We start from the raw sequence: 14233 nt of genomic DNA, 5'->3' as shown, positions 1-14233 counted from the left end.
GCGGGCCGGCCACCGGCGCCCCTGGGACGATCGGGCGGTGAGCGACACGCAGATCTCGGTGACCGGCACCGTCGACGCCCCCGTGGAGCGGGTCTTCGCCCTGCTCGCCGACCCGGACCGGCACCCCGACCTCGACGGCAGCGGCACCGTCCACGCCTCGCACACCCACCTCGCGATCACCGAGGTCGGCGACGTGTTCGTCATCGAGATGGAGCACCCCGCCCGCGGCCGCTACCGCGTCGAGAACCACGTCGTGCGCTACGAGCCCGACCGCGCGCTGGCCTGGATGCCCGCCGCCGTCGGCAAGCCGCCCTCGGGCCACGTCTGGGGCTGGGAGCTCGAGTCCACGGCCGACGACCGGACCGCGGTCCGGCACTACCACGACTGGGCGGACGTCACCGACCCCGAGCTCCTCGCCCGCGTCCGCGAGGTCCCGCCCGAGGCGATGGAGGAGACGATCGCCAACCTGGCGGCGGCCCTCGCCTGATGTGCGCCACGCGCGCTGGTGACACTCTGGAGAGATCGTTCTGGAGAGGTGCTCGCCGGTCCGTCGGTGGCGATCCGGCCGCGGCCGACCGGCGAGGGTCGAGCGCTCGGGCAGCTCTCCATTTCGATCTCTCCAGAGTGCCGCCAGCGTCGCGAGCGCCGAGTCACGGCGCGAGGGCGCGGAAGTCGTCGCCCGGTGGGGCCTCGAGGTCGTGGCGGGTGCCGTCGGGGCCGGTGAAGGCCAGGCGCCAGGCGTGCAGGCCGGTGCGGGTGTCCGGGTTCTTCGTGAACAGCGGATCGCCGACGAGCGCGTGGCCGATCCACGCCAGGTGCACCCGGATCTGGTGGCGGCGGCCCGTGGTGGGGGTGACGGCCAGCAGCGTCCGGTCGGTGCCCTCCCCGAGCCGCTCGAACGTCGTCGTCGAGGGGTAGGTGTCGCCGGGCAGGACGGCGTCGGCGGGCACCGACCACACGCCGTCGGCGACCGTGATCGCCTCGCGCGGCGCCGCGATGCGGACGCGGTTCTTGCGCCCGACCGACAGCGGCAGCTCGATCGTGCCCCGCGCGGGCAGGCCGGTGCCGGCGGCGACGGCGAGGTAGGTCTTGGCCACGGTGCGGTCGGCGAACTGCCGGGTCAGGCCGCCGTGGACCTCGAGGCGCCGGGCGAACAGGACGACGCCCGAGGTCACCTTGTCGATGCGGTGCGCCGGCCACAGCTGCTCACCGGCGTCGGCGGCGACGCGCACGAGGTCGGTGTCGTGGCGCTCGCCCATCACCGACCAGCCGGCGGGCTTGTCGAGGACGAGCAGATCGTCGTCGCGCAGCAGCTCCCGGCCGGCCCTGACCTCGTCCCAGGTGCTCACGCCTCGTCGCAGGTGCTCACGCCTCGTCGAGGCCGAGCGCGTCGAGCAGCGTGCGCAGCTTGACGCCGGTCTCGGCGAGCTCGTCGGCCGGCCGCGAGCCCGGCACGATGCCCGCGCCGGCCCAGAGCCGCACGCGCTCGCCGCGGACCTCGCCGCAGCGCAGCGCCATGACCCACTCGCCGTCGCCGCGCGCGTCGGTCCAGCCGACGGCACCGGTGTAGAAGCCGCGGTCGAACGGCTCGATCTCGGTGATCGCCGCGTGGGCGACCTCCCGCGGGACCCCGCACACGGCAGGGGTCGGGTGCAGCGCCTGGGCCAGGTGCAGGGCCGAGACGTCCCGGCCCGCCACGCGGCCGCGCACGGTGGTCGACAGGTGCCACAGCGTCGGCGTCGCCACCAGGCACGGGGCGTCCGGGACCTCGAGATCGTCGACGAGCGGGCGCAGCCGGGCCGCGACATCGGCGACGACGAGGGCGTGCTCGTGGCGGTCCTTGGCCGACGCGAGCAGGGCCTCGCCGCGACGGCGGTCCTCGTCGGGGTCGGCGGCGGCCCGGGCCGCGGAGCCGGCCAGCGGGTTCGCGGTGACCTCGGTGCCGTGGCGGGACAGGAGCAGCTCCGGGCTCGCGCCGAGCAGGGTGCGGGGCGTGCGCAGGCCGTCGGTGGGCAGGTCGACGGCGAACAGGTAGCTGCGCGGGTCGCGACGGGCGAGCTCGCGCAGCATGGGCACCGGGTCCACCGGCGCGTCCGCGACCACGTCCACCGCCCGCGCCAGCACCACCTTGTCGAGCCCGCCGGCCGCCATCCGCGCGAGCGCCTCGGCGACCATCCCCTCGTACGCGGCCGGGGCCGGGTCGGGGCGCAGCTCACCGGTCGGCGGGCTGGTCACCGGGTCGGCCACGAGGACCGCGCCGAGCGGGTCCGCCCGCTCGACGTCCTCGGGCACGACGAGGTGGGCGGGCGCCGCCGGGTCGAAGGGCAGGGCACCGACGGCCAGCGCGTCGTCACCGAGCTCGCGCAGCCGCCGCAGCACCGCGTCGGCGTCGGTGGACGGGAGACGCAGCCGCGTGCCGCGGGCCAGCAGGGCGCCCCGCGGGCCGGAGAACCACGACCCGCTCCCGGGCGTCCACGCGCGCAGCAGACGGACAGGGTCCGGAGCGACCGGGAGAGGGGTGGCCGGGCTGGTGCTGGTCACGTCCCGCTCCTCGTCTCGCGCTCGGCGGCTCCGCGGCCCGGTGTCGGCCGCGATGGCATCGTGGTCCGTACGGCCACCTCGCGCCCGTCGGACCCCGACACCCACCCTCCGCGCCGGGTGCCGCCCGGTCCAGCGCAGCGAACGTGACGCGCCGCACCGAGCACGACACCGTGACGAACGGGAGGACCAGGACGTGACGCCGATCCTGCCGCGGTGGCGGGCCGACCTGCGCCTCGGCACCCGGATCGCCGTGATGCGCGCGGGTGGCCTCGCGCTCGCCCTGCGCGGCGACCCCGTCGCCCGCCTGATGCACCGGCCGTGGCGCCTCGACCCCTACCCGACGTACGCCCGGCTGCGCGCCGACGCGGCCGCCGCCGGGGGTGTGGCCCGCAGCCGCACCGGGATCAGCGCCGTCGCCACCCACGAGACGTGCACCGCGGTGCTGCGCGACCGCCGGTTCGGGGTCCGTCTGGCGGACGGGCGGATGCCGTTCGACCCGACCAGCGACACGGAGCGCAGCGGAGCTGGAGCCGACGGAAGGGACGCCTCGACGCCGACGTCGGAGCAGGACCCGACCGACCCCGGCACCGCGCTCATCGAGCCCATCGACCTGTCGCTGCTCGCGCTCGACCCGCCCGACCACACGCGGCTGCGCCGCCTCGCCCAGCCGACGTTCGCGCCGAAGCGGCTCGAGCAGTACCGGCAGTCGGCGCGGAAGGTCACCGGCCGTCTGCTCGACGACGCCGCCGCCCGTGGCACGTTCGACCTCACCGCCGACCTCGCCGCCCCGCTGCCGATCAGCGTGATCGCCGAGCTGCTGGCGATCCCCGACGTCGACACCCCGCGCTTCGCCCGCTGGGGCCGGGCGCTGGGCGCCGCGCTCGACGGCGTGCGGTCGGTGCGCCACGCGCACGCCCTCGCCCGCGCCACCGCGGACCTGCGGCTGCTGTTCGCCGACCTCGTCGAGCGCCGCCGCGCCGACCCCGGCGAGGACGTCATCTCCCAGCTCGTGCACGCCCTCGACGAGGAGACGGTGACGCTCGGCGAGCTCGTGTCGCTGGCGCAGCTGCTGCTCGTCGCCGGCTTCGAGACGACCACCAACCTCGTCGGCAACGCGGTCCGCGCGCTCCAGGCGTCGGGGTCGTGGGACGACCTGGTCGCCGACCCCGGGATCGCCCCCGCGGTGGTCGAGGAGACGCTGCGGTACGACCCGCCGGTGCAGCTCACGGCCCGCTTCGCCCACGAGGACGTCGAGATCGGCGGGCGGCGGCTGCGCAAGGACTCGGGGGTGCTGGTGCTGCTGGCCTCCGCCGGGCGGGACCCCGCTGCCCACGCCGACCCCGACCGCTTCGACGTCCACCGCGAGCAGACCACCGCGCACCTCGCGTTCTCCGGCGGGGTGCACTACTGCCTCGGCGCGGCCCTGGCGCGGATGGAGGGCGAGGTGGCCCTGGAGATGCTCGCGGAGCGGATGCCCCGCCTGCGTCCGGCCGGTCGGATGCGCCCGCGCGTCGCCACCGTCCTGCGCGGACCGCAGCGTTTCCCCGTCCGGGTGGGCTAGCGTGCCCGCGTGCCCGAGCTCCCCTCGATCTCCCACGTCGCGCTGTCGGTGACCGACCTCGGGGCGAGCCTGCCCTGGTACCAGCGCCTGTTCGACGTCGAGCCGGCGATGACGCTGTCCGACGGCCCGTTCGAGCGGAAGGTGTTCGCGCTGGCCGGCGGGCAGCTCTTCGGGCTCACGGCCCACGACACCGCGCGCTCCGGCGACCGGTTCGACGTCGTCGCCCCGGGACTCGACCACGTCGGGTTCGCCTGCGCCGACCGGGCCGCCGTCGCCGCCTGGCAGACCCACCTCGACCAGATCGGCGTGCCGCACAGCGGCATCGTCGAGGCCGACTACGGCTGGGCGCTCTCGTTCACCGACCCGGACGGGAACGCGCTGGAGTTCTTCGCGCTGGCGTCCTGAGGGGCGCGCCGGGCCCACACCGGCGCGTGCTCGGGAAGCACCCCGACGCCCACGAGCCGGGCCGGGACGACCTGCAGGGCCGGCAGCCGCCGGAGCAGTCGCAGCGGCGCCGGCAGCCGGTCGCGGCCGAGCGCCCCGCCGCCGAGCGCGGCCCGGACCACGACGCGGTGCGCGAGGCGCTGCGCGGTCTGGGTGGCGACGGTCGGCAGCCACCGCCGGCGCTGCACCCGCGCGGCGGCGCGGTCGACGGTCGCCGGGTCGGGCGGGGCGGCCGCGAGCACCGGGCCGAGGGCGCGAGCGGTGGCGACGGCGTCCTGCACCGCGAGGTTGATACCGACCCCGCCGATGGGTGACATCGCGTGCGCGGCGTCGCCGATGCACAGCAGCCCCGGCGCCGACCAGCGCCGCAGCCGGTCGAGCGTGACGCGCAGGAGCTTGACGTCGTCCCAGGACCGCAGGCCGTCGACGCGGTCGCCGAGCCAGGGCAGCAGCTCGCGCAGGTCGTCGCGCAGCACCTGCACCGGGCGCCCGCGGTACTGCGCGTCGCGACCGCGCGGGATGAGGTAGGCGACCTGGTAGTGGTCGCCCCGGTCGAGCATGACGACCATCCGGCCGTCGCTCACGCGCCCGAGCCCGCCCGCCGGGTCCTCGCCGTCGCCCCGGGGGAGACGGAACCACCACACGTCCATCGGCACCGCGAAGTCGCGCCGCGGCAGGCCCGAGAGGGCGCGCACCCGCGAATCGCGCCCGTCGCAGGCGACGACGAGGTCGGCGGCCAGCTCGTGCTCGCCGCCGTCGGTGTCGCGCCAGCGGACCTCGGTGACGCGGCCGTCGCGGCGCAGCAGGTCGGTGACCTCCGCGTGCCGGCGCAGCGTGAACGTCGGCTCCTCCTCGGCCGCCCCGGCGAGCATGTCCAGCAGGTGCCACTGCGGCACCATCGCGACGAACGGGTGCGGGACGTGCAGGCGCCGCAGGTCGCCGACCTGCGCCGGCCCGGCGTCGAGGACGACCCGCACGGTCTCGATCGCCTTCCACGGCAGCCGGGCGAAGCGGTCCCACAGCCCGAGCTCGTCGACCAGCGTCATCGTCGACGGGTGGACGGTGTCGCCGCGGAAGTCGCGCAGGAAGTCGCCGTGCTTCTCCAGCACGGTGACCGCGACGCCGGCGCGGGCCAGCACCAGCCCCAGCACGATCCCCGCCGGCCCGCCGCCGACCACCGCGCACGTCGTCCGCTCCACGGGCCCATCCTCCCCGCCCGACGCCACCCGACCCAGCACGTTCCCCTCGTTGCCGCACCCTCCTTTCGGCCAGGAACCGGTTGTCGCAGGAGTAGTGCGACAACGCAGCGCCTGCGACAGACTCTGGCCCGTGGAACCGCACACCGACCTCGTGGCGATGCACATGAGCGACGGGATCGTGGACGCGCCGACGTCGATCATCTTCGGCGTCGTCGCCGTGCTCGGGCTCGCCGTGTGCGTGGCCCGCGCGCGCCGCGACCTCGACGACCGCACCGCGCCCATGGCGGGCCTCGTGGCCGCGTTCGTGTTCGCCGTCCAGATGCTGAACTTCCCGATCCTGCCCGGCGTCAGCGGCCACCTCCTGGGCGGCGCGCTCTGCGCGATCCTCGTCGGTCCCTACGTCGGCGCGATCTGCGTGTCGATCGTGCTGCTGCTCCAGGCGCTGCTCTTCGCCGACGGCGGCCTCTCCGCGCTCGGCACCAACATCACCAACATGGCGCTGATCGGCACGTTCACCGGCTACGGCGTGGCCCTGCTGCTGCGGCGCGTGGCCACCCGCAGCCGCGGCGGGCTGGTCCTCACCGCGTTCGTCGCGGCCTGGGTCAACACCGTCGTCGCCTCGCTCGGCTTCGTGCTCGAGTACGCCATCGGCGGGCAGGGCCTGGCGCTCGGCACGGTGTTCGGGCTGATGACGGGCTTCCACGCCCTCATCGGCATCGGCGAGGGGATCATCACCGCGCTCACCGTCGGCGCCGTCGCCGCGGTGCGCCCGGACCTGGTCTACCTGACGCGCACCGCCACCCCGTCGCTGGAGATCAAGGGGGTCCGGGCGTGAAGAAGCTGCCGCTGGCCTTCTACGCCGGCTTCCTCGTCGTCGCCCTGCTGCTGGCCGGGGTCGTGTCGTACGCCGCGAGCAGCAGCCCCGACGGCCTCGACGCGGTGACGCAGACCGGCTGCCAGCTCGACGAGGCCGGCGAGCCGGTGGGCGGGCAGTGCATCGCCCAGAACGCCGGGGAGCACGCCACGGGCGGCAGCCCGCTGGCCGACTACACCGTCGGCGGCTCCGAGGGCACGACCGGCCTCGCCGGGGTCATCGGCGTGCTGGCCACGCTGGTGCTCGCCGGCGGGCTGTTCTGGGTCCTCAGGAGGCGGTCGCGCGACGAGACGCCGAGCAGGGTCGAGTAGCGGTGGGCGCCGGTCACGCGCACGCGCTGCACCGCCCCGGCGACTCGGTGGTCCACCGGCTCCCGGCGCACGTCAAGATCGTCGTCGCGTTCGTCATGGTGCTGGCCGTGGTGGCGACGCCGCGCGACGCGTTCGCCGTGTTCGGGCTGCACTTCCTGCTGCTCGTGGGCATCTGGGTCGCGGCGCGCATCCCGCCGGGCTGGCTCGCCGCGCGGGCGCTGATCGAGGCGCCGTTCGTCGTCCTCGCGGTGCTGCTCCCGTTCTTCGCCGCCGGCCCGCGCACCGAGTGGTGCGGCATGTCCCTGTCGGTCGACGGCCTGCTCGCGGGCTGGAACATCCTGGTCAAGGGCACGCTCGGCGTCCTGGTCTCGGTGACGCTCGCGGCCACCACGCCGCTGCGCGACCTCGTCTCGGGCCTCTCGCGGCTGCGGGTGCCCTCGATGGTCTGCGTGATCGCGACGCTGATGCTGCGCTACCTCGAGGTGATCGGTGCCGAGGCACGGCGCATGCGCCTCGCGCGCCTGTCGCGCGGCCACGACCCGCGGTTCGTGTGGCAGCTCGGAGCCACGGTGCGCTCCGTCGGCGCGCTCTTCCTGCGCTCCTACGAGCGCGGCGAGCGCGTGCACCTCGCGATGCTCTCCCGCGGCTACACCGGCACCATGCCGGCGTTCACCACCGCGCCCGCCTCGGCGGTGACGTGGTCGGTCGCGCTGCTGCCCGCGGTCGCGGGGGTGCTGCTGGCGGCGTCGGCATACTGGGCCTGGTGACCGCGTCCCTGGAGGTGTCCGGCCTCGCCTTCGCCTATCCGGACGGCCACCAGGCGCTGTTCGGGGTGGACCTGCGCATCGAGCGCGGCGAGCGGGTGGCGCTGCTGGGACCGAACGGCGCGGGCAAGACGACGCTCGTGCTGCACCTCAACGGCGTGCACCGGCCCGGCGCCGGCCGCGTCGCGGTCGGCGGGCTGGAGGTCACCCGCGAGAACCTGCAGGAGATCCGGCGCCGCGTCGGCATCGTGTTCCAGGACCCGGACGACCAGCTGTTCATGCCCACCGTCGGCGACGACGTCGCGTTCGGACCGGCGAACTTCGGGGTCACCGAGCCGGAGCTCTCGCTGCGGGTCAAGGAGGCGCTCGACGCCGTCGGGGTCGCCGACCTCGCCGACCGCTCCCCCATGCACCTCTCCGGCGGACAGCGCCGGCGCGCCGCGCTGGCGACGGTGCTGGCCTGCGACCCCGAGATCCTCGTGCTCGACGAACCGTCCACCCACCTCGACCCGGTCGCCCGCCGCGAGCTCGCCGAGGTCCTGCTGGGCCTGGACCGCACGATGCTCATGGTCACCCACGACCTGCCCTACGCCCTGCAGCTCTGCCCGCGCTCGGTGGTGATCGACGGTGGCGTCGTGGTCGCCGACGCGCCGACCCGCGAGATCCTGGCCGACCCGGACTTCCTCGCCGCCCACCGCCTCGAGCTGCCGTTCGGCTTCGCGCTGGGCTGAGCGGGGAGTCCCCGGACGCGATCGTGCTGGCCATCTCGGGCCCGTCCTGGTTCGCTCGGACGTCAAGACGGGCGGCTCCGCTCCGACTCCTCGACGGAGGCCCGATCCCGGGCCGTCGATCCGGAGGAGACACCGATGAAGTTCCTGCTGGTGCTGCACAACAACCCCGCCGTCCTCGAGGCGCTCGGCCCGGACGAGCAGCAGAAGCTGATGGACGGTCACGGCGCGTTCATCGAGGCGACCCAGGCGTCGGGCGAGCTGGTGGTCACCCAGGCCCTCGGCGATCCGTCCCAGAGCGCCGTCGTCCGGGTGCGCAACGGCGTCCCGGTCGTCACCGACGGGCCGTACCTCGAGGCCAAGGAGTTCCTCGGCGGCTACTACCTCGTCGACGTCGCCGACCGCGACCGGGCGCTCGAGCTGGCCGCACGGATCCCCGACGCGAGCATCGACCAGCTCGGGGTCGAGGTCCGGCCGGTGATGTTCGAGGCCGGCCTCGAGATGTGACCGACGCTGGACGGAGGAGCAGGACGATGCGGGTCGAGGACCTGGTGCGCGACCTGGCGCCGCAGGTCCTCGGCGCGCTCGTCCGCCGTCACGGCCAGTTCGACGCCTGCGAGGACGCCGTGCAGGAGGCCCTGCTCACGGCGTCCGAACGCTGGCCCGTCGACGGCGTGCCGGACAACCCGCGGGCCTGGCTGACCACCGTCGCGTCCCGGCGGGTGGTCGACGACGTGCGCAGCGCGACGGCCCGCCGGCGGCGCGAGGAGACCGCGGCCGCCCTGGCCGGCCTGGCCCCCGACACGCCGGCGCCGGAGCGGGCGCCCGGCGTGGACGACAGCCTGGTGCTGCTGTTCCTGTGCTGCCACCCCGCGGTGACGCCGGCGTCCCAGGTGGCGCTGACGCTGCGCGCCGTCGGCGGCCTGACCACCGCAGAGATCGCCGCCGCCTTCCTCGTGCCGGACGCCACGATGGGCGCGCGGATCAGCCGCGCGAAACAGCAGATCCGGGCCGCGGGCGCCCGCTTCGCGATGCCGCCCGCCCCGGAGCGGTCGGCGCGCCTCGCGGTCGTCCTGCACGTGCTGTACCTGGTCTTCAACGAGGGGTACACCGCGACGTCCGGCGACGCCCTGGTGCGGACGGACCTCGCGAGCGAGGCGATCCGGCTCACCCGGATGCTGCACCGGCGGCTCCCCGACGACGGCGAGGTCGCCGGCCTCCTGGCCCTGATGCTGCTGACCGACGCGCGTCGCCCGGCCCGCACCGGGCCGGAGGGCGACCTGGTCCCGCTCGCCGAGCAGGACCGCAGCCGGTGGGACCACGACCTGATCGCCGAGGGCACGGCGCTCGTGGGTGCCGCGTTGACCCGGCCCCCGCTCGGGCCGTACCAGCTGCAGGCGGCGATCGCCGCCCTGCACGACGAGGCGGCCGACACCGACAGCACCGACTGGCCGCAGATCGCGGCGCTCTACACGGTCCTCGACCACATCGCGCCGAACCCCGTCGTGAGCCTCAACCGGGCCGTCGCCGTCGCGATGACCGACGGCCCGGAGGCGGGGCTGTGCCTGCTCGACGAGCTCGACGACGGTCCCCTCGCCACCCAGCACCGCCTGCCCGCGGTGCGTGCCCACCTGCTCGAGCTGGCCGGCGACGCCGACGCCGCCCGCGGGTACTACCGCCTCGCCGCGCAGCGCACGGCGAGCAGCCCGGAACGCCGCTATCTCCTCGCCCGGGCCGCCACGCCCGGGGGACACGGACCACCCACGACCCCGAAGGGCACGACATGACTCTCGAGCAGTTCCGCGAGCGGGCCGCCGGCGAGCACGGGCTGGTGGTCGTGTCGACGACCCGCGCCGACGGATCGGTGCAGTCGAGCGTCGTCAACGCCGGCGTGATGGACCACCCGCGGCACGGGACACCGATCGTCGCGCTCGTGGCGGCGGGCGGCTCGGTGAAGCTCCGCAACCTGCGGGCCCGGCCGTGGATCACGATCACCGTCCGCACGGGCTGGCGCTGGACGACCGTCGAGGGCTCCACCGAAATCGCCGGGCCGGACGACGCGCTCCCCGCGGTGCCCGACGTCCCGGCGTTCCTGCGCGAGGTGTTCACCGCCGCGGGCGGCACGCACGACGACTGGGCCGAGTACGACGCGGTGATGGCGCGCGAGCGGCGCGCGGCCGTGCTCGTCACCCCGACGCGGGTCTACGGCGTCTGAGTCGGCTCCGGGTCCTGCGGCGCGCCGGAGAGCGCGGCCAGGGTGCGCACGACGTGGGCCTCGACGGCGTCGCGGGCGAGGCCGAGACCGGTGAGCGTCCCGGCGCCGTCCTCGTGCTCGAGCAGGGCCAGCAGGATGTGCTCGGTGCCGACGTAGTTGTGCCCGAGGCGCAGGGCCTGCCGGAACGTCAGCTCCAGCACCTTCTTCGCGTCGGCGTCGAACGGGATGAGCGCGCCGATCTCGGCCGACGCCGGGGGCAGGTGGCCGACGAGCGTGCGGCGCACGGTCTCCGGCGACACGTCGAGGGCCCTGATGGCCTGCACCCCCAGCGACTCGGGCTCGTGGAGCAGCCCGAGCGCGAGGTGGACGGGGCCGATCTCGGCGCTGCTCGCGCTGCGCGCCTCCTCCTGGGACTTCACCACGACGTTGCGGGCGCGCGGGGTGAAGCGCCCGAAGCCGTCCGCCATGTCGATCTCGCCCGAGCCCTTGGGCACGAACCGCTTCTGGGCCGCCTGCTTGGTGACGCCCATGCGCTTGCCGATCTCGGTCCACGACGCGCCCGAGCGGCGGGCCTGGTCGACGAAGTGGCCGATGAGGTGGTCGGCGACCTCCCCGAGGCTCTCGGCCGCGAGCACGGCGTCCTGCAGCTGCTCGAGCGTGTCGGAGTGGACGGAGGTGATCGCCGCGATGAGGTCGTCGAGGCGGACGGGCTGTGCGGGTGTCGGTGGCATGCGTCCACTCTAGGTTGACGATGGGGCTGTTCGTCAACCTCGGGTGGACGGCGGTCGAGGTGTCGACGACGTCGGCGTCGGTCAGAGCTCGAAGGTGAACCCCCACCACGGCGAGGCCGGTCCCGCGGTCCCGTCGGGGCCGACGGGGGTGACCCGCCAGCGCCCGGGCTGCGACCCGCCGAAGGTGTGGCGGACCGAGGTGCTCGTGATCCCCGCCGTGATGCCGTCGGCTGGCTCGAGACGCCAGTCCGGGACGGGGCTGCTGCTCCCGTTGAGGAACTGGACCTCGACGGTGTAGCTCGCGGCGCCGGCAACCGGCGACCAGCGGAGGTCGAGGTCGCGGGGGTAGTGGGTGAACGCGGACCCGTCGGAGGGCGCGAGCTGCTGCGGCGTGGCGAGCGCGCTCGACCCGTCCGTCGCCCGTCCGAGCACGAACCCGCCGCCGGCGCCGAGCACGAGGAGCAGGGCGGCGGCGAGGACCAGGAGCGCCGTCGAGCGCGGCCGCCGGGGTGCGGGCGCCGCCACGGTCGCCTGCTGCGGCGGCGCCGGCGCGGTGGCGACGCCCCGGGCGGGAGACAACAGGGGGGCCGGGGACGGCGGCGGGACGGGCGGCGGGGGACCCGCCGGGGCTCCGCACGTCGTGCAGAACCGCTCGGCCCCGAGGCGCGCCCCGCAGCGCCGGCACACACCCACGTGGTTCCCCCTCGCCCGGCGGCACGCGCCACCGGTCGGTCCGTCGCGGCGCCCGTCGGCCGCGTTACGGCGTCAGGCGATCCAGAACCGCAGGGTCGGGGCGGTGTCGGCGCCGTGCGGGCCCGACGACGGCCACGCCTCGTCGAGGCGCCCGCCGCAGTGCTCGATCACGGCCAGCGACGCGGGGTTGTCCTCGCGGCACGTGACGAGGAAGGGGCCGACGCCGCGGGCGCGCAGGTGCTCGACGCTCTGCCGCAGGATCGCGGTGGCGTAGCCCCGGCCGCGCTCCGCGGGCACCACCGCATACCCGACGTGGCCACCGACCACCGTGAGCGTGGCGGTGAGCGTCTGCCGGATCGACGTGCGCCCGACGACGCGGCCGTCGACCTCGGCGTAGAGGAACGTCATCGGCACGCGGCCGGGCGGCAGGTCCTCACCGCGGTGCTCGCGGCCGAGACGGTCGAGGTAGGCGAGCCACGGCTCGCCGTCGGGCCAGAGCCCGAAGTCGAACCCGTCCGGGGCGAGCGCGGCCTGCGCGGCGCGGGCGACCTCCTCGTCGGACGGGCGCGGCGGACGCAGCAGGACCTCGGGCACGCCCCCACCCTCACCCCGCCGCACCTCGACACGCCCCTGTGATCCACCGCACACTCGACGTCGATGGCGGTGATGCGGGCGGGCGACCGGTGGGCGGCGGCGGTGGAGGCCGACGTCGGTCCGTGGCTGCGCGATCAGGGCGCGCACTACGGCTGCAGCTGCGTCGAGCCCGACGGCACCCACACCGTCTCGTGGTACGTCGAGCCCGGTTCCCCGCACGCCGCCCGCCGCCGCGAGCGGGTGCTGGTGTTCCGCGCCGGCGACGACGTCGCCGGGCCGTGGGAGATCGAGCTCGCCGAGCGCCGCGCCACCGAGCCCGGCGTGCGCCCGCGCGAGACCGCCGGCGTCGCGACCACCACCGACCGGGCCGGGCTCGCGGCGGCCGTGGCGGCGCTGCTGCGCGGCGGTCTGGCGGGCCATCGTCGGCGGCCGGCGCGGGCACCCCGCGAGGCCGTGGACCTCGGCTCGCCGGTGCTCGGGCTCGTCCTCGGGGTGGCGATGCTGCTCGGCGCCCGGCTCGACATCACGCTCGCCCCGGGGATCGTCGCGCTCGCCCTGCCCCTGCTCGGCGTCAGCGCGTGCCGCGTCGTGGCCCGGGTGCTGCGCGCGGCCGCCCGACCCGGGAGGTGAAGTCGCCCACGCCGGGACGAGGAGGGCCCGCCCGGCGGGGACGATGGAGGTCCCGACGAAGGAGCCCCGTGGTGCCCGCCTCGCGCACGGACCAGCCGACCCCGAGCCCCGCTGCGATCCCCACCCCCGCCTCCGTCCCTTCCCTCGCGAACCTCCGCGACCTCGACGGCCTGCCCACCACCGACGGCGGCCGCACCCGTCCCGGGGTGCTGTGGCGCAGCGACGCGCCCCTGCCCGGCGACGCGACGACCCACGGTCCCGGCGGGCTGGCCTGGCCGCCCCCGACCGTCGTCGACCTGCGCAACCCCGAGGAGCTCGAGGGGCACCCGCACCCGCTGCCCGCCCTCGGGTCGCGGCTCGTCGAGCTGCCGCTGATCCGGGCCCTGGCCCCGGATGTGCTCATGCGCGGCGCCCCGCCCGAGCGCGAGCAGCGCCGCACCCTCGACGAGCTCTACCTGCTGCTGGTGCGCATCGGCGAGGCCTGGCTGCCCGAGCTCGTCCGCCTCGCGGCGCACGCCCCCGGCCCGCTGCTCGTGCACTGCGCTGCGGGCAAGGACCGCACCGGGGTCGCCGTCGCGCTGCTGCTGCGCGCCGCCGGCGTCGAGCGCGCGGCGGTGGCCGCCGACTTCGCCGCCACGAACTCCCACCGCGTCGCGCTGCGCGACCGTCTCGCCGCCCAGAACAGCGTGCCCGCGGACGCCGACCCCGCCCGCATCGGCGTGGACCCGGCCCACCTCGAGCCGGTGCTCGACCTGCTCGACGCCGACCCGCGCGCCCCGTTCCGCGAGGCCGGCGTGCCCGAGGCCGACCTCGACGCGTGGCGCGCTCGTCTGGTCGACGGACGCTGACGGGGCATCCGGCGCAGCCGCCGGCGCCCCCTGTGGGGGGCCACAAGCAGGCGGTCGCGATCTCTGTGGGCGGGCACAGTGCCCGGGGGCGGACGCTCGC

General features: G+C 76.0%; 18 protein-coding genes. 12 read left to right on the top strand and 6 right to left on the bottom strand.

Annotated elements, in window-relative coordinates:
• Nucleotides 1-37 precede the first annotated feature (37 nt).
• Nucleotides 38-487 (top strand): SRPBCC family protein, encoded by a 450-nt coding sequence (locus ABD994_RS03625; RefSeq protein WP_345411040.1) that lies wholly within the window; start codon nt 38-40, stop codon nt 485-487.
• A 163-nt stretch (nt 488-650) separates the two neighbouring features.
• Here ABD994_RS03625 and ABD994_RS03620 read toward each other — a convergent pair whose 3' ends face one another.
• Entirely contained in the window at nt 651-1349 is a 699-nt protein-coding gene (locus ABD994_RS03620) for an RluA family pseudouridine synthase (RefSeq protein WP_345411038.1), read from the bottom strand.
• A 16-nt stretch (nt 1350-1365) separates the two neighbouring features.
• Entirely contained in the window at nt 1366-2541 is a 1176-nt protein-coding gene (locus tag ABD994_RS03615) for an isochorismate synthase (RefSeq protein ID WP_345411037.1), read from the bottom strand.
• A 193-nt stretch (nt 2542-2734) separates the two neighbouring features.
• Here ABD994_RS03615 and ABD994_RS03610 point away from each other — a divergent pair, with 193 nt between their 5' ends.
• Both ABD994_RS03610 and ABD994_RS03605 read left to right on the top strand, forming a co-directional pair.
• Nucleotides 2735-4102 (top strand): cytochrome P450, encoded by a 1368-nt coding sequence (locus ABD994_RS03610; RefSeq protein WP_345411036.1) that lies wholly within the window; start codon nt 2735-2737, stop codon nt 4100-4102.
• Nucleotides 4103-4111: 9 nt separating this feature from the next.
• Nucleotides 4112-4507 (top strand): VOC family protein, encoded by a 396-nt coding sequence (locus ABD994_RS03605; protein ID WP_345411035.1) that lies wholly within the window; start codon nt 4112-4114, stop codon nt 4505-4507.
• Here ABD994_RS03605 and ABD994_RS03600 read toward each other — a convergent pair.
• Complete coding sequence (locus tag ABD994_RS03600; protein ID WP_345411034.1) at nt 4438-5745, bottom strand: FAD-dependent oxidoreductase; 1308 nt, start codon at nt 5743-5745, stop codon at nt 4438-4440. The two genes, ABD994_RS03605 and ABD994_RS03600, sit on opposite strands and share 70 nt — an antisense overlap.
• A gap of 157 nt (nt 5746-5902) precedes the next feature.
• On the opposite strand from ABD994_RS03600, the gene ABD994_RS03595 reads away from it, so the two are divergent.
• From ABD994_RS03595 to ABD994_RS03565, 7 genes are all read left to right on the top strand, one after another.
• Nucleotides 5903-6580 carry an energy-coupling factor ABC transporter permease gene (locus tag ABD994_RS03595; RefSeq protein WP_345411156.1) on the top strand — a complete coding sequence of 226 codons (678 nt, stop codon included), beginning with the start codon at nt 5903-5905 and terminating at the stop codon, nt 6578-6580.
• The gene (locus ABD994_RS03590; RefSeq protein ID WP_345411033.1) at nt 6577-6930 is read left to right on the top strand and encodes a PDGLE domain-containing protein; all 354 of its coding nucleotides are present in this window, start codon (nt 6577-6579) and stop codon (nt 6928-6930) included. The genes ABD994_RS03595 and ABD994_RS03590 overlap by 4 nt, the downstream gene beginning before the upstream one ends.
• Nucleotides 6931-6932: 2 nt before the next feature.
• Entirely contained in the window at nt 6933-7697 is a 765-nt protein-coding gene (gene cbiQ / locus ABD994_RS03585; RefSeq protein ID WP_345411032.1) for a cobalt ECF transporter T component CbiQ, read from the top strand.
• Nucleotides 7694-8425 (top strand): energy-coupling factor ABC transporter ATP-binding protein, encoded by a 732-nt coding sequence (locus ABD994_RS03580; RefSeq protein WP_345411031.1) that lies wholly within the window; start codon nt 7694-7696, stop codon nt 8423-8425. The genes cbiQ and ABD994_RS03580 overlap by 4 nt, the downstream gene beginning before the upstream one ends.
• 135 nt (nt 8426-8560) lie before the next feature.
• The gene (locus ABD994_RS03575; RefSeq protein WP_345411030.1) at nt 8561-8929 is read left to right on the top strand and encodes a YciI family protein; all 369 of its coding nucleotides are present in this window, start codon (nt 8561-8563) and stop codon (nt 8927-8929) included.
• Between the two features lie 26 nt (nt 8930-8955).
• Nucleotides 8956-10209 (top strand): RNA polymerase sigma factor, encoded by a 1254-nt coding sequence (locus ABD994_RS03570; protein WP_345411029.1) that lies wholly within the window; start codon nt 8956-8958, stop codon nt 10207-10209.
• Nucleotides 10206-10637 carry a TIGR03618 family F420-dependent PPOX class oxidoreductase gene (locus tag ABD994_RS03565; RefSeq protein WP_345411028.1) on the top strand — a complete coding sequence of 144 codons (432 nt, stop codon included), beginning with the start codon at nt 10206-10208 and terminating at the stop codon, nt 10635-10637. Before ABD994_RS03570 ends, ABD994_RS03565 begins: the two co-directional genes overlap by 4 nt.
• Here the strand turns inward: ABD994_RS03565 and ABD994_RS03560 are convergent.
• The 3 genes from ABD994_RS03560 to ABD994_RS03550 all read right to left on the bottom strand — a co-directional run bounded on the left by ABD994_RS03560 (nt 10625) and on the right by ABD994_RS03550 (nt 12655).
• A complete protein-coding gene (locus ABD994_RS03560; protein ID WP_345411027.1) occupies nt 10625-11368 on the bottom strand; it encodes a Clp protease N-terminal domain-containing protein in 744 nt (247 codons plus the stop codon). The two genes, ABD994_RS03565 and ABD994_RS03560, sit on opposite strands and share 13 nt — an antisense overlap.
• Before the next feature lie 81 nt (nt 11369-11449).
• A complete protein-coding gene (locus ABD994_RS03555; protein WP_345411026.1) occupies nt 11450-11893 on the bottom strand; it encodes a hypothetical protein in 444 nt (147 codons plus the stop codon).
• A gap of 240 nt (nt 11894-12133) precedes the next feature.
• Entirely contained in the window at nt 12134-12655 is a 522-nt protein-coding gene (locus ABD994_RS03550) for a GNAT family N-acetyltransferase (RefSeq protein WP_345411025.1), read from the bottom strand.
• A gap of 63 nt (nt 12656-12718) precedes the next feature.
• Between ABD994_RS03550 and ABD994_RS03545 the strand changes: the two genes are divergently transcribed.
• On the top strand, nt 12719-13285 hold the full coding sequence (locus tag ABD994_RS03545; protein WP_345411024.1) for a hypothetical protein: 567 nt from the start codon (nt 12719-12721) through the stop codon (nt 13283-13285).
• Nucleotides 13286-13356: 71 nt separating this feature from the next.
• Entirely contained in the window at nt 13357-14133 is a 777-nt protein-coding gene (locus ABD994_RS03540) for a tyrosine-protein phosphatase (protein ID WP_345411023.1), read from the top strand.
• The last annotated feature ends 100 nt before the right edge of the window (nt 14134-14233 follow it).

Origin of the sequence: Actinomycetospora chlora (assembly GCF_039542135.1) — a bacterium.
GTDB classification, from domain to species: Bacteria; Actinomycetota; Actinomycetes; order Mycobacteriales; family Pseudonocardiaceae; genus Actinomycetospora; species Actinomycetospora chlora.
This window is presented reverse-complemented; position numbering and strand designations above follow the sequence as displayed.